Genomic DNA, 23,927 nt, shown 5'->3' on the forward strand with positions numbered 1-23,927 from the left:
CCGCTTCTATAACCCGGGCCCCGCACCGCTCCCAGAGACCGGCCGTCCGAAGCGCTCAGCCAACAACGAACGCGGCGCGCCGGGCCTCCCACTCCGGGCGCAGCAGGCCCCAGATTTGCTGGTCCCTGCGTTGCCCCTGGAACAGGCAGTGCCCGCGCAGGGTGCCCTCCATCGTGAAGCCCAGCTTGCGCGCCACCCCTTGAGAGCCCGTGTTCTCCGCCAGCGTCGTCAGCCACACCCGCTGGAGGCAAGGCAGCGTGAAGAGCTGCTCCAGCATCAGCCCCACCGCGCGCGTGCCCAGGCCTCGGCCGTGGTGCGAGTCCGCCATCATGTAGCCCAGCTCGATGCGGCCATGCGCGCGCGACAAGTCCCGCGCGGACACCGTCCCCACCAGCTGCCCGTCCGCCTCCACGAACCACCGGAAGCTGCGCGCACGGGGCTCCCCCAGCGCGCCCGCCTCCAGGATGCGCCGCAGGAGCAGCTCCCGCGTGTCGTCCTCCGTGTCCACGAAGCGCCGCGCGCCGGGAGCCGCCCGCATGGCCAGCCAGAAGTCCACGTGCTCCGGCCGGGCGGGAATGAGTTGGACAGCACTCACGACAGCACCAGTTGACATGGTTGGCTTCTATCGCGGCTGACGCCGCGACGCATCATGCCGGGCCGGATGACAAGCATCAGCACCTCACGGGGCTGCCCACCTGGATGAACGCTATACTGACCCATCCACCCCCACTCCTGGAAAGGTAGAGCCATGGGACTCCCCGAGCGCAGGGCGCAGAAGGCCTACGAGACGAATGTCTTTCCCAAGCAGAAGCAGCTCATCGACGAGGCGGCCCACTTCGAGGTGCCTGTCGAAGTCCACTGGGACACCTTGATAGAGGACGGCTACAGCCACCTCTTCGAGGATGCGTGGACGAAGGTCTTCTTCACCTCCGTGGTGGATGCGTTCAAGGCCATCTGTGTCGATGACATGGGCAAGGACGCGCTCAAGGAGAAGCTGAAGAAGGTGGTCATCCAGAACACGGCCGGGAACTCCAATGGGAGCCGCGTCGCCAGCTTCGCGGAGGGTGTGCTGACGCTGGACCATCAGCCCTTCACCAACATCGACGACCTGAAGGACCGCACCAAAAACATCCAGAAGACGTTGGAAGCCGTCCTGTAGGTCCAAGCCACCATCGAGCGGGCCTGGGGGGAAGCAACGTCATGTCATTGAATACTTGGCCCCGGGACCGCTCCATGAGCCCGGGCGGCGGCCTCTCCACGGGCCCGGGTGGCGGCCTCTACACCGGCTACTGCGAGCAGCCCTACCGGAGCAACCAGCCACCGCGCGCGGCGCTGCTGGAGTACCTGGCCAGGACGGGAAGGCAGCACCTGCTTCAGCTCCTCATACGCTACGGCTGACGCCTCCCGCGGCGCAGGCCGCGCAGCGCCCCTCATTGCCTTTCGCCAGCGGCGAAGCCGCGGCAGGCCGACATCGCCTTGAGCGCGCGCCTCGCGGAGCTGCACCGGCCCCGAAACGGCCGAGGGCCGCGGCCCGGAGCACCTGGCTCCCGGCGCGGCCCTCGCGCCTCACCCGGCGGGTGAGGCCCGTGCCGCTCAGGCGGCGGTGATGGCGCCGTCCTTGATGACGAAGTCGCGGCGGAAGGCCTTCGCCGTCAGCTCGGCGGGCGAGCGCAGCGAGTAGTCCCTGGCGATCTCCGTGCTCGGGATGAGGTGGAAGGCCGCCTTCGCCTCGGTGCCGCCGACCTCCAGCACCACGAAGCCGTGGGCGTCACCGTCCACGAACGCCATGCCGGGGTGCGCCTCCTTCAGCGACTTGTCCAGCTCCGTCACGATGTACCGGTACACCGAGCTGCCGGAGGAGAAGCCCGCGCCGATGACGGCCAGACCCGCCAGCTCCTTGATGGAGCCGGAGGAGATGGCCGGCGCCGTCAGCGCGGGGATGCCGGACTCCACGGACGCGAAGGACGCGTGGATGTCGCCGGAGATGAACAGCGCGTTCTGCACCTGGTTGTCGCGCAGGAACTTGAGGAACTCCTGCTTCTTGGTGGGGAAGCCGTCCCACTGGTCCACGTTGAAGTAGAAGTCCTGGCGCAGCGTGGGGTCCGGGACGTCCGCCTTGTCGCTCAGCTTGAACACCATGGAGGTGAGCGAAATCGAGGAGACGATGATCTTCCACGCGTTGGTGGCCTGCACCGACTCCTGGAGCCACGCCTGCTGCTCGTTGCCGAAGATGCCCTCGGTGGCCCCCGCCGAGCCCATGTACTTGATGGCCGCGAACAGGTCGAAGATGGGCTTCACCACGACGTAGCGTGAGCCCTGGATGCCGAAGAGGCCCGTCTTGCCCATGTGCGCATAGGCCAGGCCGCGCGGCGTGCCCGCCACGGGGATGAGCGGAACGGCCGACTCGCCCGCCGCCACGCGCGCCTGGTTGACGGCGTTGAGCACCTGGTTGACGTAGAGCAGCGCCTGCCCACCGGAAATCCAGAAGGCCGCCTTCGTGGCCGCCTCTTCCGCCGTGAGCCCGGCCGCGACGGCCTGCTGGACGTACACGCCGGTGAGGATCTGCTTGTAGGGCGTCAGCTCCTCCGCGTCGATGTCCACGTAGGCGAACATGTCCGACTGCAGCTGCGCCTGCGTGGCCTCCGGCAGCGTCGGCAACACCATGGCCAGCTGCTCGGCCGGCACCGCCACCTTGCCCGGGTACGCGTCCTCGGGGATGAGGTGGTCGGGGCGGTAGGTGCGCGTGTCCGTCACCAGCAGCTTCAGGTTCCGGCCGAACTCGAAGTCGCGGTAGATGCGCGTCGGCTGGGCCACCACGGCGTTGATGTCGATGGCGCCCGCGTCGCTCGCGCCGTGGTCCATGGGGATGTACTCGAAGAAGGCCTGCTCCGCGTTGCGGCGGCGCTCGGTCTGCTTCTCGTTGGTCTTCTCGTCCGTGTACGTCGCGACGTCGCCCCAGCAATCGTCGGAGAACTCGTGGTCATCCCAGGTGACGATGAACGCGTAGCGCTCATGCACCTGCTGGATGATTTTGTCCGTGCGCAGGTTCTTGTAGAGGTCGCGGTAGTTGGACAGCGAGTTGGCCGCGTAGAACGACGTCAGGCCCGTGCCCTGACGGAGCGCCTTCTCCGGCTCGCTGAAGACGATGCCGCGCCCGTCCACGGACTGGAACGACGCGTCGCCCGTCGTCTCGTAGACGTAGTCACCCAGGAACACGACGAAGTCGAGGTCCTCGTTGAGCTGCAGCAGGTGCTGCCACGCGTTGTAGTAACGGCCGATGTAGTCCTGGCAGCTGGCGAAGACGAACTTCACCGGCACGTCGTCGCCCGCCGCCGGCGCGGTGCGGGTGCGGCCCGTCACCGTGGAGTGCTTCTGGCCGTTCGCGTCGATGCTGAAGCGGTAGTAGTACGTCGTGCGCGCCGACAGGTTCGTCACCTTCACCTTCAGCGCATGGTCGAACTGCGCCTGCGCGGTGAAGGACTGGTCCAGCACCAGGCTGCTGAACGACTCGCTGGTGGAGACCTCCAGCCGCACCTGCGTGTTCGCGCCCGCGTTGTCCGGGTCCACCGCCCGCACCCACAACACCACGCTGTCCGGCCGCGGATCCCCCGAGCACACCGACTGCGGGAAGTACTTCTCACCAGCATCCGACGACGTCTCGTCGTCGGAGCATCCGAACGCAGTGGTCGCGGCGACGGCGACGGCGGCCTGGAGGAAACTGCGGCGTTTGAATCGGTCGAACAAGGTGGGACTCCGGATTGCGCGGGTTGGGAAGCAGGGCCGCGAGTCTAGAGCGCCCGTCCGCTCCGCAGGAAACATCCCCACGGAATGAAACGACAACGCGCCGTGTCACCCACGCCCGGTACGAACCGGCGCGAGCGACACCGGACGCCAAGCAAAAGGGCCGCCCACCTCGCGGCGGACGACCCTCTGACTTTCCTGGCGAATTGCCACCATCCGGGAAAACGCCCCGGAGACCGGGCTACTTCACGGCCTTCACGCGGCCGCGCTTCTCGCTGCCACCTTCGGGCGGCGCGGACTCGTCCGGCACCGCGGCGACGGGCGCGGCCCCCGTCTTGCCGATGCCGTACTTCTCCAGCACGCGGCCTTCGATGTCCTTGGCAATCTCCGGGTGCTCGCGCAGGTACTCCTTCACGTTCTCCCGGCCCTGGCCGATGCGCTCACCGTTGAAGGAGAACCAGCTGCCGCTCTTCTCCACGATGTTCTCGTTGGAGGCGAGGTCGATGAGGTCGCCCTCACGGGAGATGCCCGTGCCGTACATGATGTCGAACTCGACTTCCTTGAACGGCGGCGCGACCTTGTTCTTCACCACCTTCACGCGGGTGCGGCTGCCCACCACGTTGTCGCCATTCTTGATGGCGCCGATGCGGCGGATGTCCAGGCGCTGCGACGCGTAGAACTTCAGCGCGTTGCCGCCCGTGGTCGTCTCCGGGTTGCCGAACATCACGCCAATCTTCATGCGAATCTGGTTGATGAAGATGACGCACGTCTGGCTCTTGGAGATGGTGCCTGTCAGCTTGCGGAGCGCCTGGCTCATGAGGCGGGCCTGCACACCCATGTGCGCGTCGCCCATCTCACCCTCGAGCTCCGCCTTCGGCACGAGCGCGGCCACCGAGTCCACCACCAGCACGTCGATGGCGCCCGAGCGCACCAGCATCTCCGCGATTTCCAGCGCCTGCTCACCGGTGTCCGGCTGGCTCAGCAGCAGGTCATCGGTGCGCACCCCCAGCTTGCGCGAGTAGCCCACGTCCAGCGCGTGCTCCGCGTCCACGTAGCCGCAGATGCCGCCGCGCTTCTGCGCTTCGGCGACGATATGGAGACACAGCGTCGTCTTGCCGGACGACTCCGGCCCGAAGATTTCGATGATGCGGCCCTTGGGCACGCCACCCACGCCCAGGGCGATGTCCAGCGAGATGGAGCCCGTCGGGATGGCCTGAACGTCGCGCATCAGCGGCTCGTCGTTGCCGAGCCGCATGATGGACCCCTTGCCGAACTGGCGCTCCACCGCGGACATCGCCAGTTCGATCGCCTTTTCCTTCTCCTGATTCACGGCCATTGCTCGTAGCTCCTTGTATTGGCGAGCCACCCCGGCCCACCTGAACGCGCTTTTAGTACGCGATGGGTAGACCCTAGTCCACCCCTCTGACATCCGTGCTGCATCCTGCCGGTCAGCCCTCGCGGAGGGCAGCCAGGAGGGCGGCCACCAGCCCCGCCAATCCCACCCACAGCCCCGTGGGCGCCACGCCGAGGACGGCCAGCACGGCCCCGGCCAGGGAGACCGCGGTCAGCAGCAGCATCCCCACGCGGTACACGGGCGTCCGGGGCGGAGCAAGCCACAAGGCGGCCATCGCCAGCAGGGAGAGCCCCACCTGGGAGGTGAGCAGGCTGGCGTCCCCCTTAGAGAAGAGCGCCTCATGGACGACTTGTGCCCCAATGCCTCCCACCAACACCGCCATGCACGTACCTGGCTTCAGGCGCTGCGTCTTCCGCTGCAGGGTGTTGGCGCGCAGGTGCTCCAGGTCCTCGGGCTGGACCTCCAGGGCGTAGGGGAAGCCCAGGGACAGCAGGGCCTCCACCGCGGCCGCGCGGCAGGTGCGTCCCTTCGCATCCACCAGCCCGGCGAGCCGCCCGCTCTCCAGCAGCCGCAGGAAGGTGTCCGCCACCAGCCGGTCTCCGCCCGCCCTGGCCATCCGGGACAGCTGGAGGTTCAGCCGCGCCGCCACCAGGGGACGCTCCGCCTCCGGCACCCGCAGGGCCTGCTCCGTCAGGACCAGCACCGGCAGGGGGAGGTCCAACGGCGGCGTGGGCGCGCCCGGGAGCCTCGGGGCCAAAGTGGCTCGCGGCGGCGCGGGCTCGGGCGGCGCCTCCCACGGCGCGACGTCACGCGGCGGCGGCGCGTCCTCCACCTCCAGGGCGCGCTGCGTGGGCGGATGGATGCGAGGCGCGTCGGGCACGGAGGAAACTGTAGCCACGGCCCTGGGGGAGGTTCAAAGCGAAGTGCTCCCGCAACTTTCACCGGGCAACGGGGTTGATGTCGGAGTGGACGACGCGGACTTGGACGCACAGGCGATGCTGAGGGTGGCGGCGGGAGACCGGCGGGCCTTTGCCTGGCTGTTCGACCGCTACCACGCGAGCGTGGCGCGCTTCGCGCTCCGCTTCGTGGGCAACCGGGAGCGGGCCGAGGAGCTGACGCAGGACATCTTCGTGAAGCTCTACCGGAACGCGCGGGCCTACCAGCCCACGGCGCGCTTCAAGACGTTCCTCTTCCGGGTGGCCACCAACCACTGCCTCAACGAGGTGCGGCGCGGCGAGTACCGGACGCCGCACGCGCCCGACGGAGGCGACACGGAAGGAGGGGAGATGGAAGGCCCCCGGGGTGACAGGCCGGATGCGGCGCTGGAGGGGCGGGAGCTGGAGCGGGCGGTGAGCGAGGCCCTGGCCGGCATGAGCGCACGGGAGCGCGCGGCCTTCACCATGTGCCGCTTCGAAGGCATGGCGTACCGGGACATCGCGGACGCGCTGGAGGCGAGCGAGTCCGCCGTGAAGAGCCTCATCCACCGCGCCACGCTGGCGGTGGCGCGCAGGATTGAAGCGCTGCAGGCGGGCACCGTGCCCGCGAGGAGCAGGGCATGAGCTGTGATGACGCGAATGACTTGACGGCGTACATGGACGGCGAGCTGCCACCGGCCCGTGACGCGCGGGTGCGTGCCCACCTGGAGGCGTGCGCGGCCTGCCGCACCACCGAGGCGCTGCTGCGCACCACCGTGGCGCGGCTGGCGGAGCTGCCCGCCTTCGAGCCCTCGCCGGCCACGCGGCGCGCGGTGCTGGCGACGCTGGACGCGCTGCCCGTGTCCTGGCCGGAGCGGATGAGGACCTGGCTGCGCCCGGCGGTGCTGTGGCCCTCCGCCGGGCTGGTGGCGGTGCTGGCCGTGTCCCTGCTGATGCCGCGCCCCGGCCCGGACGCGCCGCTTGCGCTGGAGGACGCGTCCGTCATGGAGCTGGCGGTGAACCTGGAGCTGGCCGAGGACTACGAGCTGCTGGGGCTCGACAGCATGGCGGACCTGGAGGTCGTCGCGAACCTCCACGAGCTGGAGGTGGTGCGATGAGGAACGGGAACCTGGCGGCCACGCTGACGCTGGGCGTGGCGCTGCTCACGGGCGCCCCCGCGCGCGCGGAGGCTCCAGCGCCCCGGACGGCCGCCGAGCGCTTCGAGCAACTGACGCCTGAGCAGAAGGAGGCGCTGCGCGCGAAGCTGCGCGAGTTCAAGGCGATGTCGCCCGCCGAACAGGCACGCATCCGCGCCAACCTCCAGCGCTGGCGCCAGCTGCCGCCCGAGGAGCGCGAGCGCATCCGCGCCAACCTGCGCGAGTTCAAGCGCCTCACGCCCGAGGAAAGACAGGCCCTGCGCGAGCGGGCCCGGGACTTGAGGAAGCTGGACCCGGAGCAGCGCGCCGAGCTGCGCCGGCGCATGCGGCAATACCTGAAGGAGCACCCGGAGCGCCGCGAGCAGCTGCTGGAGAACGTCCGCCGCTGGCGGCAGCTGTCGCCCGAGCAGCGGCAGGAGGTCCGGGAGCGCCTGCGAGAAAGGCGGCGCCGTTGAGCGGCGCCCTGTCCGCCGTCGTCCTGCTGTGCCTGCTGCCCCTGGGCGCCACCGCCGCCGAGGCCCAGGCCGCCACGCCCGCGCCGACGCCCAGCGTCCCCGCGAAGCCGCCCCCGCCCGGCGAGCCTCCGCGCGCCCGCGCCACGCCCTCCGAGGAGGACCAGGAGGTGGTCGAGAACCTGGAGCTGCTGGAGAGCCTGGACGCGGCCGAGGACCTGGACCTGCTGCTCGAGCTGGGCCGGGAGGACTGAAGCCCTCACGCGGAAACGATGAAGCCCGAGCCCCCCTCGTGCGGGAGCCCGGGCTTCTGGCGCTTCAGGTCCGAAGCCGCGCGGTGCGCTACTCCACCGTCACGCTCTTGGCCAGGTTGCGCGGCTGGTCCACGTCGTTCCCGCGCAGGTCCGCCACGTGGTAGGCCAGCAACTGCAGGGGGATGGTGGCCACCACCGGCGCCAGCAGCGCGCAGGCCGCGGGAATCCGGATGACATGGTCGGCCAGCGTGGCCACGTGCTCGTCGTCCTCGTCGATGACGGCAATCACCTTGCCACCGCGCGCGCGGACCTCCTCGATGTTGCCAATGATTTTCTCGTAGGCGACGTGCGGCTGCTTCGGCGCGATGACGACCACCGGCATCTTGTCGTCGATGAGCGCGATGGGGCCGTGCTTCATCTCACCGCCCGCGTAGCCCTCCGCGTGGATGTACGAGATTTCCTTCAGCTTGAGCGCGCCCTCCAGCGCCACCGGGTGCATGGGGCCGCGGCCGAGGAAGAGGAAGTCCTGCGCGTTCATGTACTCACGCGACACGCGCGTCACGGCCGGCTCGCACTTGAGGACGTCCTCAATCATCTTCGGCACCTGCGTCAGGTGCGTCAGGTGCTCCTGCGCCGCCGGCACGGACAGGGTGCCACGCATGCGGCCCAGCTTGACGGCCAGCAGGTACAGGGCCACCAGCTGCGTGGTGAACGCCTTGGTGGACGCCACGCCAATCTCCGGGCCCGCGTTGGTGAGCACGGAGAAGTCGGCCTCGCGCGTCATCGCGCTGCCAATGACGTTGCAGATGGCCATGGCCGTGGCCCCGCGGGCCTTGGCCTCCTTGAAGGCCGCCAGCGTGTCCGCCGTCTCGCCCGACTGGCTGATGGCGATGGCCAGGTGCGAGCCGTCAACAATGGGGTCGCGGTAGCGGAACTCGCTCGCCAGCTCCACCTCCACCGGCAGGCGCGCCAGCGACTCAATCATGTGCTTGCCCGCGACACCGGAGTGCCACGACGTGCCGCACGCGAGGATGGTGACCTTCGTCAATGAGCGGACCTTCTCCGCCGACAGGTTCCAGCCCTCGAAGTGGACGTCGCCTTCCGACAGGAGCATCCGGCCGCGCAGCGTGTCCGCGATGGCGCGGGGCTGCTCCCAGATTTCCTTGTGCATGAAGTGCTTGTGGCCGCCCTTCTCCGCCATCATCGGCGTCCAGTCGATGCGGCGGGTGGGCCGGTTCACCTTCTGGCCCTGGCGGTTGAAGATGTCCACGGCCGCCGCGGTGATGACGGCCAGGTCACCCTCTTCCATGTAGACGAAGTCGCGCGTGTGCTCGAGCAGCGCGGGCACGTCGCTGGCCAGGAAGTTCTGGCCTTCGCCCAGGCCCAGCACCATGGGCGAGGCGTCCTTGGTGCAGACGATGCGGTTGGGCTCACTGGCCGTCAGCACGGCCAGCGCGTAGGTACCCCGCACCTGGGCAATGGCCGCACGCACCGCGTCCGGCAGCTCCAGGCCACGCTCCAGCCCTTCGGAGATGAGGTGCGCGAACACCTCCGAGTCCGTCTCCGAGGAGAAGACGTGCCCACGCGAGCGCAGCTGCTCCTTGAGCGCCAGGTGGTTCTCGATGATGCCGTTGTGCACCACCGCCACGTCCTTGTACGTGTGCGGGTGCGCGTTCTCGTCGGAGGGCCGCCCGTGGGTGGCCCAGCGGGTGTGCCCGATGCCGATGTTCCCCGGCGGCTGGTCCGCCACCACCCGGTTCTCCAGGTTGCGGAGCTTGCCCGTGGCCCGCACGACGTTGAGCTTGCGCTGGTTCAGCACCGCCACGCCCGCCGAGTCATAGCCACGGTATTCGAGCCGCTTCAGGCCCGACACCAGGATGGGGGCTGATTCCTTGTCACCGACGTAACCAACAATCCCGCACATAGTTGCACCTCTCTCGCACGCCCACGCCCGCCGGAGCAATCCGCGGGATTCCCCTACATCCCTGCCGCACAGCACTCTGCCTGGTTCCCAAGCAAGAGCCGCGCCGCCTATCCCGCCCGAGCCTTCGCCTGCCGCGCCTTCTTGGTGGCCACCCAGCCTTCCTTGGTCACCTGTGGCGTTCGGGACACAGCGAGGCTCCCTGGAGGCACATTTTTCGTCACGGTGGTGCCCGCGCCGACATACGAGCCGTCGCCCACCTTCACGGGCGCGACGAGCTGGGTGTCGGAGCCGATGAACACCCCATCACCCAGTTCAGTCAGGTGCTTGTTCACCCCGTCATAGTTACAGGTGATGGTGCCCGCCCCCACGTTGCACCCTGAACCAATGACAGCGTCCCCCAGGTACGTGAGGTGATTGGCCTTCGAACCTTTCCCGATGCGGGCCTTCTTCGTCTCCACGAAGTTGCCCAGATGCACGTCCTCTGCCAGCTCCGTCCCGGGGCGCAGCCGCGAGAAGGGGCCGATGACGTTGCGCTCCCCCACCCGGGCCTCTTCCAACACGGAGTAGGGCTTGATGACGGTGCCGTCCGCCACCGTGGAGGCATGCAGCACGCTGCCCTGGCCAATGCTGCAGCCCTTGCCCACCACGGTGCCCGCGGCCAGCGTGACGGAGGGACCGACTTCGGTGTCAGGCCCCACGGTGACGCCTTCCTCGATGTAGGCGGTGGCGGGGTCCTGCAGCGAGACGCCGGCGCGCATGTGCGCCTCGTTGATGCGCTGCTGCAGCACGCGCGCGCGCGCGGCCAGCTCCACCCGGTCATTCACGCCGGCCGTCTCCGTGGCGTCCGCCTCCACCGAGCCCACGGGCCCCAGCTTCGCGGCCATCTCCACCAGGTCGGTGAGGTAGTACTCGCCCTGGGCGTTCTGCGGCTTGATGTCAGCCAGCGCCTTCCAGAGGAACTCCGCGTCCACGGAGTAGATACCGGCGTTGCACTCGCGCACCGCGCGCTGCTCCGGGGTGCAGTCCTTGTGCTCCACGATGCGCGTCACCTTGCCACCCTCGCGGATGACCCGGCCGTAGCCCGTGGGGTCCTCCAGGGTGGTGGACACCATGGCCAGCGTCCCGCCCGCCTGGTCATGGGCTGCCAGCAGCGCCGCCAGCGTCTCGCGACGCAAGAGCGGCACGTCGCCGTAAAGGATGAGGACCCGCCCGGAGTAGCCCTTCAGGGCCTCCTCCGCGGAGCGCACCGCGTCCGCCGTCCCGCGCTGTTCGCGCTGGAGCGCGAAGCGCAGGGGGGCCTCCGGGAAGAGGCCGCGCACGGCCTTCTCCACCGCCTCCGCCTGATGGCCCACCACCGGGACCACCGACGTGGCGCCCAACTCAAGGGCCCGCTTGAGGGGATACGCGCAAAGGGGCCGGCCGAGGATGGGGTGAAGGACCTTCGCCTTCTCCGACTTCATCCGCGTGCCCTTGCCCGCGCACAGCACCACCGCCGCCAGAACGCTCATGCGGCGGAGAATTAGGGACAGCGAATCGAGTCGTCAACCGCGCGAGGATCAGAAGGCGTGACGGTGTCCACCGGGCGCGGCTTCGCACTGACCGAGACGCACAGGGTGTTGCGTTGAATCGTGATGCCGAAGCTGGGCTTCAAGAAGACCGTCACCTCGGCCGCGCCAGGCGCGGCGCCAGGTAGGCTCTTTTTCTCGGGTATGGCTGGCGTGCTCATACGCTCCCCCGGACGCGATTCATGATGGGACCAGGATGCACGCCACTGGAGAACAATCCAAGAGGAAAAATGTTGCTAGGCTGAAATCCTGGTCCCGGCCACACGGTTCGTGCATACCGAGACACATGTAGTCCGTCTGGTCCCCCGCCGTCGCCGGACTGGAGGGTAGGCTTTTGTCGCCCGGGTAACACACCACCCAGGACGAAAGCCAGCGATGGACTGTTCAGACAACGCGAGGAGGGCTGAACCTGTGAAGGAAACAAGCTTCCGCGGTGCGGTGGTGAAGCGCGGGCTGCTGGCCGCGGTGTTGGTGGTGGCGAGCGCCGCGCAGGCGGCGCGCCCATACCGGGGCGGCGCGGTGGCCACGGCCTACCCCCAGGCGAGCGCGGCGGCGCTGCAGATGCTGGAGAAGGGCGGCAACGCCACGGACGCGGCGGTGGCGGCGGCCTTCGTGGCGGCGGTGGTGGGGCCCTACCACTCCGGCGTTGGCGGTGGCGGCTTCGCGCTGGTGCACGACGCCAAGAGCGGCGACACGAAGGTGCTGGACTTCCGCGAGGTGGCCCCCAAGGCGGCCACGCGCGACATGTACCTGAAGGACGGCAAGGTGGTGCCGGGCCTGTCCACGGACGGGGCGCTGAGCGTGGCGGTGCCGGGCGCCGTCGCGGGCTACCTGGAGCTGCTCAAGGCGCACGGGAAGCTGAAGCCAGCGGTGGTGCTGGCGCCGGCCATCGCCGCGGCGCGCAAGGGTCTTTGGGTGACGCCGCGCTACCGCACCATGGCGGAGGGCCGGCTGGCCTGCCTGAGCCGGGACGCGGAGGCCTCGCGCGTGTTCCTGGTGAAGGACGCGCAGGGCCAGTGGGCAGCGCCGCCCGTGGGGCACGTCATCCGCCAGCCCGACCTGGCGCGCACGCTGGCCGCCATCGCGAAGGGAGGCGCCAAGGCCTTCTATGCGGGGCCGGTGGCGAAGGCCATCGCCACGTCGGTCCAGGCCGGCGGCGGCATCCTCACCCAGGAGGACCTCGCGGCCTACAAGACGCGCGGCGCCACGCCCCTGGAGGGCACGTACCGCGGCCACCGCATCCTCACCATGCCGCCGCCGAGCGCGGGCGGCGTGGCCGTCATCCAGGTGCTGACCGCGCTGGAGCAACTGCGTCCCCAGGGCGTGCCGTTCCGCGACGCGGAGGCGCTGCACCTCTACGTGGAGGCCGTGCGGCGGGCCTACGTGGACCGCGCGAAGCACCTGGGGGACCCGGCCTTCGTGGACGTGCCCCTGGCGCGGCTGGTGTCGCCCGGCCACGTCGCGGACCTGGCGGGCTCCATCGACCCGAAGAAGGCCACGCCCAGCGCGTCACTGCTGGCGCCGAAGGAGGGCGTGCGGGGCTCCACGCTGACGGACGAGCCCACCACCCTGACGCCCGAGCCGGAGAAGAAGAACACCACGCACATCTCCGTCATCGACAAGGACGGCAACGCGGTGGCCATGACGACCACGGTGAACTACGGCTTCGGCTCGTGCGTGGTGGCCAAGGGCACCGGCGTGCTGCTCAACGATGAGATGGATGACTTCGCCGCGCAGCCGGGCGTGCCCAACGCCTACGGCCTGGTGACGGGCGAGCCCAACGCGATTGCGCCGGGCAAGGTGCCGCTGTCCTCCATGTCCCCCACGCTGGTGTTCGCCAAGGAGGACCCCAAGCGCGTCATGCTCGCGGTGGGCAGCCCGGGCGGCTCCACCATCCCCACCACCGTCATCCAGGTCATCAGCAACGTGGTGGACCACGGCATGGACGTGGCGCGCGCGGTGAACGAGGGCCGCGTGCACCATCAGTACCTGCCCGACGAGGTGTGGGTGGACAAGTGGGGCCTGGAGCCGGCGACGCTGTCCGTGCTGGAGGCCAAGGGCCACAAGGTGCGCCGCGTGGAGCAGTGGGGCGACGCGGAGGCGGTCTACAGCGACCCGAAGACGGGGCTGCGCTTCTCCGCGAGCGACCCGCGCAACGAGGGCGCCGCCCTGGGACAGGACTGAGCAGTGCCCACCACCCCACCGCCCATCTTCGACGCCCACCTCCACCCGGAGAGCCTGAGCGACCAGGATTTGGAGTCCATGCGCTTCTTCGGCGTGGAGCGGGCGCTGGTGGTGGCGCACCACTTCCCGGAGCCCACGTCCAAGGCGCTGCTGCGGCACTTCGATGACCTGGTGGAGCGCCAGCTTCCCCGGTTGGAGCGCCTGGGCATCCGCGCGTACGCGGCCCTGGGCGTCCACCCGCGCTGCATCCCCCGGCGCGGCTTGAGCGAGGTGCTGTCCGCGCTGCCCGGCTACTTCCAGGGCGGGCGCGTGGTGGCGCTGGGAGAGACGGGCCTGCACACGGGCGGCGAGGAGGAAGAGGAAGCCTTCCTGGAGCAGCTCGCGCTGGCCCGGAGCCTCAAGCTGCGCGTGGTGGTGCACACCCCCACCACCGACAAGGAGCGCCACACGCGGCGCATCCTCACGCTCTTGCGACAGTCAGGCCTGCTGCCCTCGCGCGCGCTGGTGGACCACGCCAACGCCCGCACGGTGCGCACCATCCTGGAGGTGGGCCACTGGGCCGGGCTGACGCTGCACCCCGAGGCGCTCAAGGCCGAGCGCGCGGTGGTGCTGGTGCGGCGGCTGGGCAGCGAGCGGCTGGTGCTCAACTCCGACGCGGGCGACGGCGCCGGTGACATCCTCGGCCTGGCGCGCGCCGCCAACCTGCTGGCCAAGGCCAGCCTGTCCGAGCGCATCGTCCGCCGCATCACCCACGAGAACGCCGCCCGCTTCTTCCAAGTGGGCGGCTGACGCTCGCGCGGCGCCGCAAGCCACCGTGGCCGGACGGCGTTGACCTGGGTCAACCCTCCTCCGCGGCGGAATCTTGCGATGAAACGGCGCGCTCTTCGTCATTCCCATCAGGAGCACGCAGCGGAAATAGGCCGGTCCCCCGCACGTTGCCCCCTCACCCGCGCTGGGAGTGGCATTTGCACCGCTTGGTCGTCTTCGTCGTCAGCCTCGCGCTCGCGGGCTGCACTGGCCCGTCCTCCGCTCAGCGCCCTGCGTCATCCACCGGGACGCCGGTGCATTTCGCGGCGCGCCCCTTGGAGCCTGACGCGGGCCGCCAACTGACCGCCACCCCCGGGCGCTTCCTGGCGGCCTGCCTGTGCGACGTGCAGCGGGCCCTGGCGCGCATCGACGCGCTGCTGTCGCTGCCCGAGCCCCGGAACGTGGACGCGGCCCTCACCGCCTACGACGACGCCATCGCGTTGCTGGACGATGCCAACGGCCGCGCGGGCATCGGCGCCAACACCCACCCGGACGCCGCGTTCCGCGCGGCGGCGGCGCGCTGCGCCCAGGCCGCGGAGGGCATGCGCACGGACGTGTCGCTCAACCCCCACGTCTACGCGGCCCTGGCCGCGCTGGACCTGAGCGGACAGGACACCGCCACCCAGCGCTGGGTGGACCTGGTGCTGCGGGGCTTCCGCCGCGCGGGGGTGAATCGGGACGCGGCCACCCGCGCGCGGCTGCGCGAGCTGCACGATGCGCTCACGCGGCTGGGTCAGACGTTCAGCCAGCACATCCGCGAAGACGTCCGGTACGTGGAGGTGGCGCCCGAAGCGCTGGCGGGCCTCCCCGGCGACTACATCCGGGACCATCCACCGGGCCGCGACGGCCGGGTGCGCATCACCACCGACGCCTCCGACGCCCTGCCCTTCCTGACGTACGCGAAGGATGGCCGCGCCCGCGAGGCGGTGTGGCGCGCGGGCCAGCAGCGCGGCCATCCCCGCAACCTGGAGACGCTGTCACGCCTGCTCCAGACGCGTCACGACCTGGCCACGCTCCTGGGCTACCCGAGCTGGGCCGCCTACGCGTCAGAAGACAAGATGGTCCGACACCAGCACGTGGCCGAGGACTTCATCGAGCAGCTCGCCACCGCCACCACCGCACGCGTCCAGGACGACTACGCCGCGCTGCTGGAGCGCAAGCGGCGCGACGTGCCCGGCGCCGCTCGCGTGGAGCCCTGGGAGCAGACGTACCTGAAGGAACAGGTGCGCGAGGAGCGCTACCGCTTCGACTCACGCGAGCTGCGCCCCTACTTCGAATACACGCGGGTGAAGCAGGGCGTGCTGGACATCACCGCGCGGCTCTTCGGGCTCACCTACCGCCGCGTCCCGGACGCGCCGGTATGGCACCCGGACATCGAGGCCTGGGACATCTACGAAGGCCCCACGCGCCTGGGGCGCTTCTACCTGGACATGCACCCGCGCCCGAACAAGTACGCCCATCCGGCCCAGTGGGACCTGGCCACCGGCCGCGCGGGGAGGACGCTCCCTGAAGGCGTGCTGACGGGCAACTTCCCGCGTCCCGGCGCCCACCCCGCGCTGCTCCAGCACGCCCAGGTGCAGACGTTCTTCCACGAGTTCGGCCACCTGCTGCACCACGTCCTCGGCGGCCGTGCGCGCTGGGCGGGCCTGTCCGGCTCCCGCACGGAGCGCGACTTCGTGGAGGCCCCCGCCCAGGTGCTGGAGGAGTGGGCCTGGCGCCCGGAGTCACTCCAGACGTTCGCCCGCCACGTCGTCACCGGCGAGCCGCTGCCCACGGAGACCATCCTCCGGATGCGGCGCGCGGACGCGTTCGGCAAGGGCCTGTGGCTGCGCCAGCAGCTCTTCTACGCGGCCGTCAGCCTGCAGCTCCACGCGAGCGACCCGGCCGGCGTGGACACCACCGCGCGGGTGAACGCGCTCCAGGAGCGCTACATGCCCTTCCCCGCACTGGACGACACCTACGCCCATCTCTCCTTCGTCCAGCTCGACGGCTACTACTCCTCCGCGTACTACGCCTACCTCTGGTCGCTCGTCATCGCCCGCGACCTGCTCACGCCGTTCCTGGAGCACGGGCTGATGGACCCCTCCACCGCCCAGCGCTACCGGGACACCGTGCTGGGTCCGGGCGGCTCCCGTGACGCGGCGGACCTGGTCCGGTCATTCCTGGGCAGGGACTACGACTTCGAGGCGTATACCCGTTGGCTCGACGACGCCTGACGCTGCTCGTCAGGGCCTGTAAAAACCAAGGGCCCCGCGATGTGAATCGCGAGGCCCCTTGTATTGTGAATCCGTCAACCCGTTGACACTCCGCTCACGCAGGGTCGGCGCTCAGTGCACCGCGGGTGCGGACACCGGCTGCTCGGGCTGCAGGGTGATGCCCTGGGAGCCCACATTGAAGCGGACCTGCACGGGGACGCCCTGATAGCGGTACTGGGCCAGGGAGTCCGCCGCCTCGTCGAGCTGGCGCTGATAGCGCTCCTCGAGCTCCACGGCGATCAGCAGCATCGTCTCGCCCGCGTCCTCGACGCCCGGGCGGTACACTTGGCACCGCTGGAACCGCGCCCAGCGACCGTTCTCCATCTTCACCAGCTCGCCGTCGTAAGCCATGCGCAGCTCCTCTGCTGTAAATCCAACGGAATCCAATGTAGGGCCGGATTAACTCCGTGTCATCCCCTCACTTGAAAATTCGTCAAAACCCTGAAACTCCAATGGGTTAGGGGCACACATGGCAGGCATCCAGGCGAGGGAACAGGGGCAACTGCTCAAAAATGTAAATTGAGCGGGTCGTCAACGTGGTTAAGGCCCGCCTCGCGGGGCGGTGGCACGGGAGCAGTGCGTCACCTATGCTTTGGGGGAGATGAAGCTGCCCGGGCTGTTCCGCAAAGAGCGCACCACCATCCAGGCCGCCGACGCCCAGGACCATGCCGAGCGGCTCCTCGCGGAGTCGCTGCGCATGCTGGGCCAGGTCTGCTCCAAGGTCGCGGACGCCATCGAGGCGCAGCGGCTGTCCCGCCAGGGGTACTCGCACAACACCTACCTGCGACGGACCGACGGCGACGAGGACGACAGCGGCAAGAAGGCGTAGACGGGTGGCGCGCATGGCCACCGACTCCGACGCTGACGTGCCCGCGCCCTGCTTGGCCTCCGCGCCCACGTGGCGGGACGCCGGCATCCGCATGCCCATGCCCGCCCTCCAGGACGCGGAGGGCGCTCGCCTGCCCGAAGGGCTGCCTCCCGTGGTGGACGCCCACGTCCACCTCTTCCCGGACCGGGTGTTCGACGCGGTGTGGCGCTGGTTCGACCAGTACGGCTGGCCCATCCGCTACAAGCTGCACACGCGGCAGGTCGTGTCCTTCCTCCTGTCGCGAGGCGTCCACCGGGTGGTGGCGCTGCATTACGCCCACCGGCCGGGCATGGCCCGCGCGCTCAACGCCTACGTGGCGGAGGTGGCCCGGGAAGAGCCTCGGGTGCTGGGGCTCGCCACCGTGCTCCCGGGGGAACCCGACGCCACGGCCGTGCTGGAAGAGGCCTTCGCCGCGGGCCTGCGCGGGGTGAAGATTCACTGCCACGTCCAGGCCTTCTCCCCTGACGCGCCGCACCTTCACGAGGTGTATGCCGCGTGCGCGAAGGCAGGCCGTCCGCTCGTCATGCACGCGGGACGGGAGCCCTCCAGTCCCCACTACCCCCGCGACACCTACGCGCTCTGCGCCGCGGAGCGGGTGGAGCGGGTGCTGAAGGACCATCCCACGCTGAAGCTGTGCGTGCCCCACCTGGGCGCGGACGAGTTCGACGCCTACGCGCGGCTGCTCGAGCGGCATGACAACCTCTGGCTGGACACCACCATGGCCCTGGCCGGGTACTTCCCCGTCCCCCTCCCCCGCCGCGCGCTGGAGGTCCGGCCCGAGCGCATCCTCTACGGCACGGACTTCCCCAACATCCCCTACGCGTGGGACCGCGAGCTGCGGACGCTGCTGGGGATGAAGTGGGATGACGCGGTGCTCGCGGGCCTCCTGGGGCAGAATGCACTCCAGCTCTACGGAGCGTGAGCCCCGCGCGCATCCGGCCCCGGATGCAAGCCTCGTCCTCACGGGCCGTTCGCTGTTGAAAAGCATCGGGGCCCCTTCCGGAATGGAAGAGGAGTTCCCATCATCCTGCCCATAGAATTTCGCGGCGCGACACCCAAGCCGCAGCTTCCGAGGCCCTGCCATGTCCCACATCCTGGTCGTCGACGACGACGCGAGCCACCGCACGCTCATCTGCGATGCCCTCGAGGAAATGGGCTATCCCACGGTGCAGGCGGCCAACGGCCGCGAGGCGCTGGACCTGCTGGAGGGCGCCATGCCCTCCGCCGTGCTGCTCGACCTCCGGATGCCGGTCATGAGCGGCTGGGGATTGCTCGACGCGCTCAAGAAGATGCCCCGTGCGCGCGGTCTGCCCATCATCATCATCTCCGGCTACGGCTTCGAATGGGAGGCCGAGCTCGTGGGCGCCGCGGGCTACATCTCCAAGCCCGTGGACCTGGACAAGGTGCGGATGACGGTGCAGCAGATCGCCGGTCCGCCGGAGATGTCGCTCGTCCACTGAGCCGGCATCGTAGGAGCCGGCGGCATCCCCCTGTTGACGGGTGGGGATTGTCCCCCGGTGCCGGGCTCGGGTGAGATGGAGGGCATTCCATGACGCCCTCTCCCACTGATGACCTGGCGGTCGACGCCCGCGGCCTGCAGAAGCGCTTTGGCGGCTTCAGCGCGCTCAACGGCCTGGACCTGCAGATTCCCCGCGGCGCCTTCTACGCGTACCTGGGCCCCAACGGGGCCGGGAAGTCCACCAGCATCGCCCTGCTGACGGGGGTGTACGGCCCCGACGCGGGCACCATCCGCATGCTCGGGGTGGACGCGGTGGCCAGGCCCATGGAAGTGAAGCGCCGCGTCGGCGTGGTGCCGGAAGAGCTGAGCCTCTTCGAGCGGCTCACCGGCCGGCAGTACCTCACCTTCTGCGCGCGCATGTACGGGCTGGACGGCGACGAGGCCGCGGCGCGGGCCACGGAGCTGCTGGAGCTGACGGAGCTCACCTACAAGGCGGGCGCGCTGGTGGCGGAGTACTCCAAGGGCATGCGCCGGAGGCTCGCCATCGCCGCGGCGCTGATCCACGCGCCGGAGCTGGTGCTGCTGGACGAGCCCTTCGAGGGCATCGACGTGCTGGCCGCCGGCGTCATCCGCGAGCTGCTGCGCGAGCTGAGCCGCCGCGGGGTGACGCTGCTGCTCACCACGCACGTGCTGGAGATCGCCGAGCGGTTGGCCACGCACGCGGGCATCATCCGCGGCGGCCGCATGCTGGACCAGGGGCCGGTGGGCTCGCTGCTGTCGCGCTACGAGTGCCCCTCGCTGGAGGCGGTGTTCGAGAAGCTCATCTCCGTGCCGGCCTCGCGCAACGCGCGCCTGTCCTTCTACGGCGAGGCGCCCGAGTCCGTGACGCCGCTGCGCCAGGAGACCGCATGAGCCGCCCCGCCGTGCCTGGCTTCTTCCGGCACTTGTGGCTGCTGTGGGGGCTGCGCTTCGACATCGGGTTGAACCAGGGTCCCGGACGCAGCCGGCTGCTCGCGGTGGCCGCCTTCGCCGCGTCGAGCGCGCCGGGCCTCTTCCTGGGCCTGACGTTCTTCACGCTGATGCGGCTGCGGCCCATCGCGCAGAGCAACGTATGGCCCTTCTTCATCCTCAACCTGCTGTGCTTCGTCACCTTCTCGGTGTGGGTGACGTGGCCGCTGCTCTCCGCGGGCGTGGATGACCACTCCGAGCTGAGCCGCTACGCCGCCTTCCCCATCTCCCCCTTCCGGCTGCTCATCGCGTCGACGGTGGCCAGCCTCTTCGAGCCGCGCGCGCTCGTCTTCTACGCGCCGCTCACCGGGGCCGCGCTGGGCTTCGCGTCCGTCCGCGTGCTGTACATGCCGTGGCTGGCGGTGGTGCTCTACGTCCTCTTCGCGCTCCTGTGCGCGGCCTGGAGCCGGGTGGCGCTGTACGCCGTCATCAACGTGCTGCGGGCGAAGCACAGCGCGGAAATCATGGGCGGCGGACTGGCGCTCTTCCTCCTGGGCGCGTCGTTCATTCCGCCCATCGACACCTCGTGGCTGACGGCGGTGGGCGAGGCGGGCGTGGACGCCCTGGACATGTCCCTCATCATCAACGCGGCGGTGGCGCTGGGCCGCGTGCCCCCGGGGCTCTTCGGAGACGCGCTGGCGCAGCTCGCCTGGCACCGGCCCCGGGTGGCCATGCTGGAGGCGGCGGCGCTGCTCTTCTTCGCGGGCGTGGGCATGGCGGTGGCCTACGCGCTGCTGATGCGCTTCCACCGGCAGGCGGGCCGCGCGGGGGGCTCAAGCAAGGACTCGGGCGACAGCAACCCGTTCGCCACCACGCGGACGCGCTACACCACGCTGGTGACGCGCGAGGCCCTGGACCTGTGGCGCAACCCGCGCGCGCGGCTGCTGGCGTCGGTGCCCTTCATCCTGGCCATCCTGCTGAAGCTGCTGTCCGGCCGGGACCTGTTCGTGTTCCTCCTGGGCGGCGCGGCGGATGCGTGGCTGATGGGCGGCCTGTGCATCTACGGCGCGGTGGTGATTGCGTCCACGTTCTCCCAGAACACCTTCGCGTATGACGGACAGGGCTTCGCGGCCTTCCTGGCGGCGCCCCTGGACCTGGCGGAGGTGCTGCGCGCGAAGAACCAGGTGCAGGGCGCGGCGGCGCTCGGGATGGCGGCGCTGGTGGCGCTCTTCTATCGGGTGTACTTCGGCTTCGGCACCGGGCTGGACCTGCTGTGCGCCATGGCGGCCGTGACGGCCGTGGTGCCCATGCTGCTGGCCGCGGGCAACTTCCTGTCGCTGTACTTCCCGGTGAAGTTCCACGCGAGCCTCAAGCGGCGGGACAAGGTGCCGCTGACGGCCTCCATGCTGGGCATCCTCGCGGCCAGCGCGGGCTGCATGCCCTTCGGCTGGGCGCTCAGGCTCGCGGGCAAGGAAGGCCCCACCTGGCACACCGCGGCGATGATTCTCCTGGCCGCCGCGCTGAACGTGGCGCTGTATCGCGGCGTGCTCCCCCTGGCGCTGCGGCTGCTGGAGCGGCGGCGGGAGGTCGTCCTCCAGGCGGTGACGCGGGAGTAGCCCACACGGCGGACAGGCTGCTCCCGGAGGCCGTCCATCCGGCGCCGGGGGAGCGCGCGCGCCCACGCCTGACACGCGCAAGCCGCGGACGCCTGCAAGCGCGTCCGCGGCCTCCGGGTCCCCACCTCCATCGCGCTCAGTAGGCGATGCCGTGCCGGGCGGCCTGCGCCTTCACGCCCTTCATCACGTTGGCGTCGAAGGCGTCATCCTTCTCGGGGGCGTTCTTCGTCAGCCACGCCTCGCGCTCGGCGGCCAGCGCCTCCGCCTTCTTCTCCAGCGACTTCTTCTCCTCGGAGAGCGCCTTCACCTTCGCCACCTGCGCCTCCTTGGACATGCCCTTGAGCTCGGAGGGGAGCTCGTCCGCCTTCACGCTCGCCAGCGCGGACGGCGCCTCCACCAGGTCCACCGCGCCGCCCACCGCCTTGGGCGCGCTGCTCGCGGGGGCTCCCGCGGCCCCACGGCCGCGCGTCTTCTTCATGTAGCTGATGCGCTCGGCCGCCGCCTCCGGCGCCAGCGCCCCCATGGAAGCGGCGCGCGCCATGTTCTCCGCCTGGACCTCCCTGCGGCCCGTGTAGAGCGTCTTGGTGGACAGCTCCGCGTTCACCTTCGCCAGCTCCGCGTCATACGGCGTGGCGACGGCGACCATGCCACCGCCCTGGTCAATGGAGTCGAAGGTGCCGTCCGTCAGCTTCGCCACGAACCGCCACGACGTCTCCGTCTCGGCGTTCCCGCCGCACCGCACGGTGTTCACGACGATGTGCTTCTCCCGGGCCTTCTTCGCCCAGTGCTTGAAGTCCCAGTCGTCGTTGCGCTGCGCGGGGGGCGCGTCCCCCACCAGGAAGATGGCCTTCATCACCTCGCGGTTCTGGCTCCAGGACAACTTGGACACGGCCTCGCCCAGGCCGCGCCCCACGTGCTCGGGCGTATCCCCGCCGCCCCCCGCCTCGAACTTGCGCAGGTTCGCGAACACCGTGTCCAGGTCGTCGCTCAGGTCGAAGCGCTTCGTCACGTAGTCGTCGCCCACGTCACGGTAGGCCACCAGCCCCACCTTCAGGTGCGGCGTCGGGCGGCCCTGCGCGATGCGCGAGGCGATGGAGTAGATCTTCCGCTTCGCCCCCTCCAGCAGCCCGCTCATCGAGCCCGTCGTATCCAGCACGAACACCACCTCGATCTCCGGCCGGGCGGCGGCGGGGACCTGCTGCTGGGAAGGCGCCGGCTGCGCGGGCTTCTGGTCCGGAGCGGGCTTCGCCTGGGCGGCCGGCGTCGCCGTCCTGGCGGGCGCGGGCTTCTCCACGGGCTTGAGAATCGGGCTCTCCCTGGCCTGGGCCAGGGCGGCGGACAGAGCGGTGACGAGCGCGGCCGACAGCGCGGCGCGCGACAGGGACTTGCGGTCCATGGCGTTCTCCAAGGGAATGGGACGGCGGCAGCGAGGTTGGAAACGGCTGACCTCGCCCCCGGGTCTACGCCCCCGGTCGATTTCTCACACGCGCCGGCGGCCTCGCCGAGCCCGCCTGCTCTGGAGCGGCTTGCCCGGGTGGCACGGGGGGCGGATGCTGGCACGCACCAGGAGACTCAAGAACATGACCCCCTCCATCCGCCGGCCCCTCATCGGGAGCCTGTTCCTCGTCGGCAGCGCGCTCGCGTTGTCCTGCGGCGGCACCGGGCCCTTCTTCCGCATGGCCTTTGACATCCCCGACACCCTCACCGCCATTCCAGGTGAGAGCCTCCCGGTGGACATCACCGTGCTTCGCGAGGGCGACGACCAGAGCGAGTTCCGCATCAACCTCCAGAATGCGCCCGAGGGCGTGACGCTCGCGCCGGAAATCGTCCTGCCCGAAGGCGAGGCCAGCGTCACCACGACCGCCACCTACGCGGTGGCGCAGGACACGCAGGCCCAGGGAATGATGCGCGCCTTGCTGGTGGCCACCAACGCCACGGAGACGTTCGCGACCAGCGCCAACATCTTCCTCGTCATCCTCCCGCCGCCCGTGGCCCAGCCGGACTTCTCCGTCACCATCGAGCCTCGCCAGTTAAACCTCTTCGCCGGTCAGAACGAGAAGGTGCGCATCACCGTGACGCGAGCGGAGGGCTTCACCGGCCCCGTCACCGTCGCGCTGGAGTCGCCCACCCGCCGCATCAGCATGCCCACGGTCACCATCCCCGCGGACCAGACGTTCGTGGAGCCCTACATCGACACCGACCGCGGCATGACCCGCGTGCCCGTCGCCGCCTCCATCATCGCCACCAGCGAGGACGGCCGGCTGGCCAGCACGGGCACCACCGTCAACGTGCGCTAGCACCGCCACGCATCAATTCGAAAGCCCACCCGCTCAATCTGCCCCGCCCGTCAGACGAACGGCGGGCCCCCGTCCGGCGCCGGGGCCCGCCCGCACGACAGCGGTGCACGAAGAGGCCAGGGAGGGTTACCT

General features: G+C 70.0%; 23 protein-coding genes. 15 read left to right on the top strand and 8 right to left on the bottom strand.

Going from position 1 to position 23,927, the window contains the following annotated elements:
* Positions 1 to 55: 55 nt before the first annotated feature.
* On the bottom strand, positions 56 to 595 hold the full coding sequence (locus tag HV824_RS09760) for a GNAT family N-acetyltransferase (protein WP_368738044.1): 540 nt from the start codon (positions 593 to 595) through the stop codon (positions 56 to 58).
* Positions 596 to 748: 153 nt separating this feature from the next.
* Between HV824_RS09760 and HV824_RS09765 the strand changes: the two genes are divergently transcribed.
* Both HV824_RS09765 and HV824_RS09770 read left to right on the top strand, forming a co-directional pair.
* Positions 749 to 1,159: a hypothetical protein gene (locus HV824_RS09765; protein ID WP_176416072.1), complete on the top strand. Its 411-nt coding sequence runs from the start codon at positions 749 to 751 to the stop codon at positions 1,157 to 1,159.
* Positions 1,160 to 1,200: 41 nt separating this feature from the next.
* A complete protein-coding gene (locus HV824_RS09770) occupies positions 1,201 to 1,398 on the top strand; it encodes a hypothetical protein (protein ID WP_176423147.1) in 198 nt (65 codons plus the stop codon).
* Positions 1,399 to 1,593: 195 nt separating this feature from the next.
* Here HV824_RS09770 and HV824_RS09775 read toward each other — a convergent pair whose 3' ends face one another.
* From HV824_RS09775 to HV824_RS09785, 3 genes are all read right to left on the bottom strand, one after another.
* Positions 1,594 to 3,819: an alkaline phosphatase gene (locus HV824_RS09775; RefSeq protein WP_176416150.1), complete on the bottom strand. Its 2,226-nt coding sequence runs from the start codon at positions 3,817 to 3,819 to the stop codon at positions 1,594 to 1,596.
* 163 nt (positions 3,820 to 3,982) lie between these two features.
* On the bottom strand, positions 3,983 to 5,077 hold the full coding sequence (gene recA, locus HV824_RS09780) for a recombinase RecA (RefSeq protein ID WP_176416070.1): 1,095 nt from the start codon (positions 5,075 to 5,077) through the stop codon (positions 3,983 to 3,985).
* 112 nt (positions 5,078 to 5,189) lie between these two features.
* The gene (locus HV824_RS09785; protein WP_176423148.1) at positions 5,190 to 5,993 is read right to left on the bottom strand and encodes a hypothetical protein; all 804 of its coding nucleotides are present in this window, start codon (positions 5,991 to 5,993) and stop codon (positions 5,190 to 5,192) included.
* A 67-nt stretch (positions 5,994 to 6,060) separates the two neighbouring features.
* On the opposite strand from HV824_RS09785, the gene HV824_RS09790 reads away from it, so the two are divergent.
* The 4 genes from HV824_RS09790 to HV824_RS09805 are packed head-to-tail and all read left to right on the top strand — an operon-like array spanning position 6,061 to position 7,872.
* Positions 6,061 to 6,654 carry an RNA polymerase sigma factor gene (locus HV824_RS09790; RefSeq protein WP_176423149.1) on the top strand — a complete coding sequence of 198 codons (594 nt, stop codon included), beginning with the start codon at positions 6,061 to 6,063 and terminating at the stop codon, positions 6,652 to 6,654.
* Positions 6,651 to 7,127, top strand: coding sequence for an anti-sigma factor (locus tag HV824_RS09795; protein WP_176423150.1), 477 nt, complete (start codon positions 6,651 to 6,653; stop codon positions 7,125 to 7,127). The genes HV824_RS09790 and HV824_RS09795 overlap by 4 nt, the downstream gene beginning before the upstream one ends.
* Positions 7,124 to 7,621 (top strand): DUF3106 domain-containing protein, encoded by a 498-nt coding sequence (locus tag HV824_RS09800; protein WP_176423151.1) that lies wholly within the window; start codon positions 7,124 to 7,126, stop codon positions 7,619 to 7,621. Before HV824_RS09795 ends, HV824_RS09800 begins: the two co-directional genes overlap by 4 nt.
* Positions 7,618 to 7,872, top strand: a complete 255-nt coding sequence (locus HV824_RS09805; RefSeq protein ID WP_176416065.1) for a hypothetical protein — start codon at positions 7,618 to 7,620, stop codon at positions 7,870 to 7,872. The genes HV824_RS09800 and HV824_RS09805 overlap by 4 nt, the downstream gene beginning before the upstream one ends.
* 88 nt (positions 7,873 to 7,960) lie before the next feature.
* On the opposite strand, the gene glmS is transcribed toward HV824_RS09805, so the two are convergent.
* Together glmS and glmU are read right to left on the bottom strand one after the other, a co-directional pair.
* Entirely contained in the window at positions 7,961 to 9,796 is a 1,836-nt protein-coding gene (gene glmS, locus HV824_RS09810; protein ID WP_176416064.1) for a glutamine--fructose-6-phosphate transaminase (isomerizing), read from the bottom strand.
* Positions 9,797 to 9,903: 107 nt separating this feature from the next.
* Complete coding sequence (glmU, locus tag HV824_RS09815; protein WP_176423152.1) at positions 9,904 to 11,304, bottom strand: bifunctional UDP-N-acetylglucosamine diphosphorylase/glucosamine-1-phosphate N-acetyltransferase GlmU; 1,401 nt, start codon at positions 11,302 to 11,304, stop codon at positions 9,904 to 9,906.
* A 432-nt stretch (positions 11,305 to 11,736) separates the two neighbouring features.
* Between glmU and ggt the strand changes: the two genes are divergently transcribed.
* From ggt to HV824_RS09830, 3 genes are all read left to right on the top strand, one after another.
* A complete protein-coding gene (ggt, locus tag HV824_RS09820; protein WP_176416062.1) occupies positions 11,737 to 13,545 on the top strand; it encodes a gamma-glutamyltransferase in 1,809 nt (602 codons plus the stop codon).
* A 3-nt stretch (positions 13,546 to 13,548) separates the two neighbouring features.
* A complete protein-coding gene (locus HV824_RS09825; RefSeq protein ID WP_176416061.1) occupies positions 13,549 to 14,334 on the top strand; it encodes a TatD family hydrolase in 786 nt (261 codons plus the stop codon).
* Between the two features lie 176 nt (positions 14,335 to 14,510).
* Positions 14,511 to 16,568, top strand: a complete 2,058-nt coding sequence (locus HV824_RS09830) for a M3 family metallopeptidase (protein WP_176423153.1) — start codon at positions 14,511 to 14,513, stop codon at positions 16,566 to 16,568.
* A gap of 111 nt (positions 16,569 to 16,679) precedes the next feature.
* Here HV824_RS09830 and HV824_RS09835 read toward each other — a convergent pair whose 3' ends face one another.
* Positions 16,680 to 16,958, bottom strand: coding sequence for a hypothetical protein (locus HV824_RS09835; RefSeq protein WP_176416059.1), 279 nt, complete (start codon positions 16,956 to 16,958; stop codon positions 16,680 to 16,682).
* Positions 16,959 to 17,208: 250 nt separating this feature from the next.
* On the opposite strand from HV824_RS09835, the gene HV824_RS09840 reads away from it, so the two are divergent.
* The 5 genes from HV824_RS09840 to HV824_RS09860 all read left to right on the top strand — a co-directional run bounded on the left by HV824_RS09840 (position 17,209) and on the right by HV824_RS09860 (position 21,498).
* A complete protein-coding gene (locus HV824_RS09840; protein ID WP_176416058.1) occupies positions 17,209 to 17,436 on the top strand; it encodes a hypothetical protein in 228 nt (75 codons plus the stop codon).
* Between the two features lie 13 nt (positions 17,437 to 17,449).
* Positions 17,450 to 18,397, top strand: coding sequence for an amidohydrolase family protein (locus HV824_RS09845; protein WP_176416057.1), 948 nt, complete (start codon positions 17,450 to 17,452; stop codon positions 18,395 to 18,397).
* 160 nt (positions 18,398 to 18,557) lie between these two features.
* On the top strand, positions 18,558 to 18,935 hold the full coding sequence (locus HV824_RS09850; RefSeq protein WP_163783677.1) for a response regulator: 378 nt from the start codon (positions 18,558 to 18,560) through the stop codon (positions 18,933 to 18,935).
* A gap of 89 nt (positions 18,936 to 19,024) precedes the next feature.
* Positions 19,025 to 19,846: an ABC transporter ATP-binding protein gene (locus tag HV824_RS09855; protein ID WP_163783676.1), complete on the top strand. Its 822-nt coding sequence runs from the start codon at positions 19,025 to 19,027 to the stop codon at positions 19,844 to 19,846.
* Complete coding sequence (locus HV824_RS09860; RefSeq protein WP_176416056.1) at positions 19,843 to 21,498, top strand: hypothetical protein; 1,656 nt, start codon at positions 19,843 to 19,845, stop codon at positions 21,496 to 21,498. The genes HV824_RS09855 and HV824_RS09860 overlap by 4 nt, the downstream gene beginning before the upstream one ends.
* Before the next feature lie 136 nt (positions 21,499 to 21,634).
* On the opposite strand, the gene HV824_RS09865 is transcribed toward HV824_RS09860, so the two are convergent.
* Positions 21,635 to 22,894: a VWA domain-containing protein gene (locus tag HV824_RS09865; protein WP_176416055.1), complete on the bottom strand. Its 1,260-nt coding sequence runs from the start codon at positions 22,892 to 22,894 to the stop codon at positions 21,635 to 21,637.
* A 184-nt stretch (positions 22,895 to 23,078) separates the two neighbouring features.
* Between HV824_RS09865 and HV824_RS09870 the strand changes: the two genes are divergently transcribed.
* Positions 23,079 to 23,795 carry a hypothetical protein gene (locus tag HV824_RS09870; protein ID WP_255207898.1) on the top strand — a complete coding sequence of 239 codons (717 nt, stop codon included), beginning with the start codon at positions 23,079 to 23,081 and terminating at the stop codon, positions 23,793 to 23,795.
* The last annotated feature ends 132 nt before the right edge of the window (positions 23,796 to 23,927 follow it).

It is taken from the genome of Myxococcus sp. AM009, from assembly GCF_013372605.1.
Lineage (GTDB): Bacteria > Myxococcota > Myxococcia > Myxococcales > Myxococcaceae > Myxococcus > Myxococcus vastator.

Excerpts from the sequence above, each read along its gene's own strand:
- recA (WP_176416070.1), bottom strand. The coding sequence starts at position 5,077 with ATGGCCGTGAATCAGGAGAAGGAAAAGGCGATCGAACTGGCGATGTCC.
- HV824_RS09800 (WP_176423151.1), top strand. The coding sequence starts at position 7,124 with ATGAGGAACGGGAACCTGGCGGCCACGCTGACGCTGGGCGTGGCGCTG.
- HV824_RS09850 (WP_163783677.1), top strand. The coding sequence starts at position 18,558 with ATGTCCCACATCCTGGTCGTCGACGACGACGCGAGCCACCGCACGCTC.
- HV824_RS09870 (WP_255207898.1), top strand. The coding sequence starts at position 23,079 with ATGACCCCCTCCATCCGCCGGCCCCTCATCGGGAGCCTGTTCCTCGTC.
- HV824_RS09855 (WP_163783676.1), top strand. The coding sequence starts at position 19,025 with ATGACGCCCTCTCCCACTGATGACCTGGCGGTCGACGCCCGCGGCCTG.
- ggt (WP_176416062.1), top strand. The coding sequence starts at position 11,737 with ATGGACTGTTCAGACAACGCGAGGAGGGCTGAACCTGTGAAGGAAACA.
- HV824_RS09795 (WP_176423150.1), top strand. The coding sequence starts at position 6,651 with ATGAGCTGTGATGACGCGAATGACTTGACGGCGTACATGGACGGCGAG.
- HV824_RS09765 (WP_176416072.1), top strand. The coding sequence starts at position 749 with ATGGGACTCCCCGAGCGCAGGGCGCAGAAGGCCTACGAGACGAATGTC.
- HV824_RS09770 (WP_176423147.1), top strand. The coding sequence starts at position 1,201 with ATGTCATTGAATACTTGGCCCCGGGACCGCTCCATGAGCCCGGGCGGC.
- HV824_RS09835 (WP_176416059.1), bottom strand. The coding sequence starts at position 16,958 with ATGGCTTACGACGGCGAGCTGGTGAAGATGGAGAACGGTCGCTGGGCG.
- glmU (WP_176423152.1), bottom strand. The coding sequence starts at position 11,304 with ATGAGCGTTCTGGCGGCGGTGGTGCTGTGCGCGGGCAAGGGCACGCGG.
- HV824_RS09840 (WP_176416058.1), top strand. The coding sequence starts at position 17,209 with ATGAAGCTGCCCGGGCTGTTCCGCAAAGAGCGCACCACCATCCAGGCC.
- HV824_RS09845 (WP_176416057.1), top strand. The coding sequence starts at position 17,450 with ATGGCCACCGACTCCGACGCTGACGTGCCCGCGCCCTGCTTGGCCTCC.
- HV824_RS09865 (WP_176416055.1), bottom strand. The coding sequence starts at position 22,894 with ATGGACCGCAAGTCCCTGTCGCGCGCCGCGCTGTCGGCCGCGCTCGTC.
- HV824_RS09775 (WP_176416150.1), bottom strand. The coding sequence starts at position 3,819 with ATGTTTCCTGCGGAGCGGACGGGCGCTCTAGACTCGCGGCCCTGCTTC.
- HV824_RS09860 (WP_176416056.1), top strand. The coding sequence starts at position 19,843 with ATGAGCCGCCCCGCCGTGCCTGGCTTCTTCCGGCACTTGTGGCTGCTG.
- glmS (WP_176416064.1), bottom strand. The coding sequence starts at position 9,796 with ATGTGCGGGATTGTTGGTTACGTCGGTGACAAGGAATCAGCCCCCATC.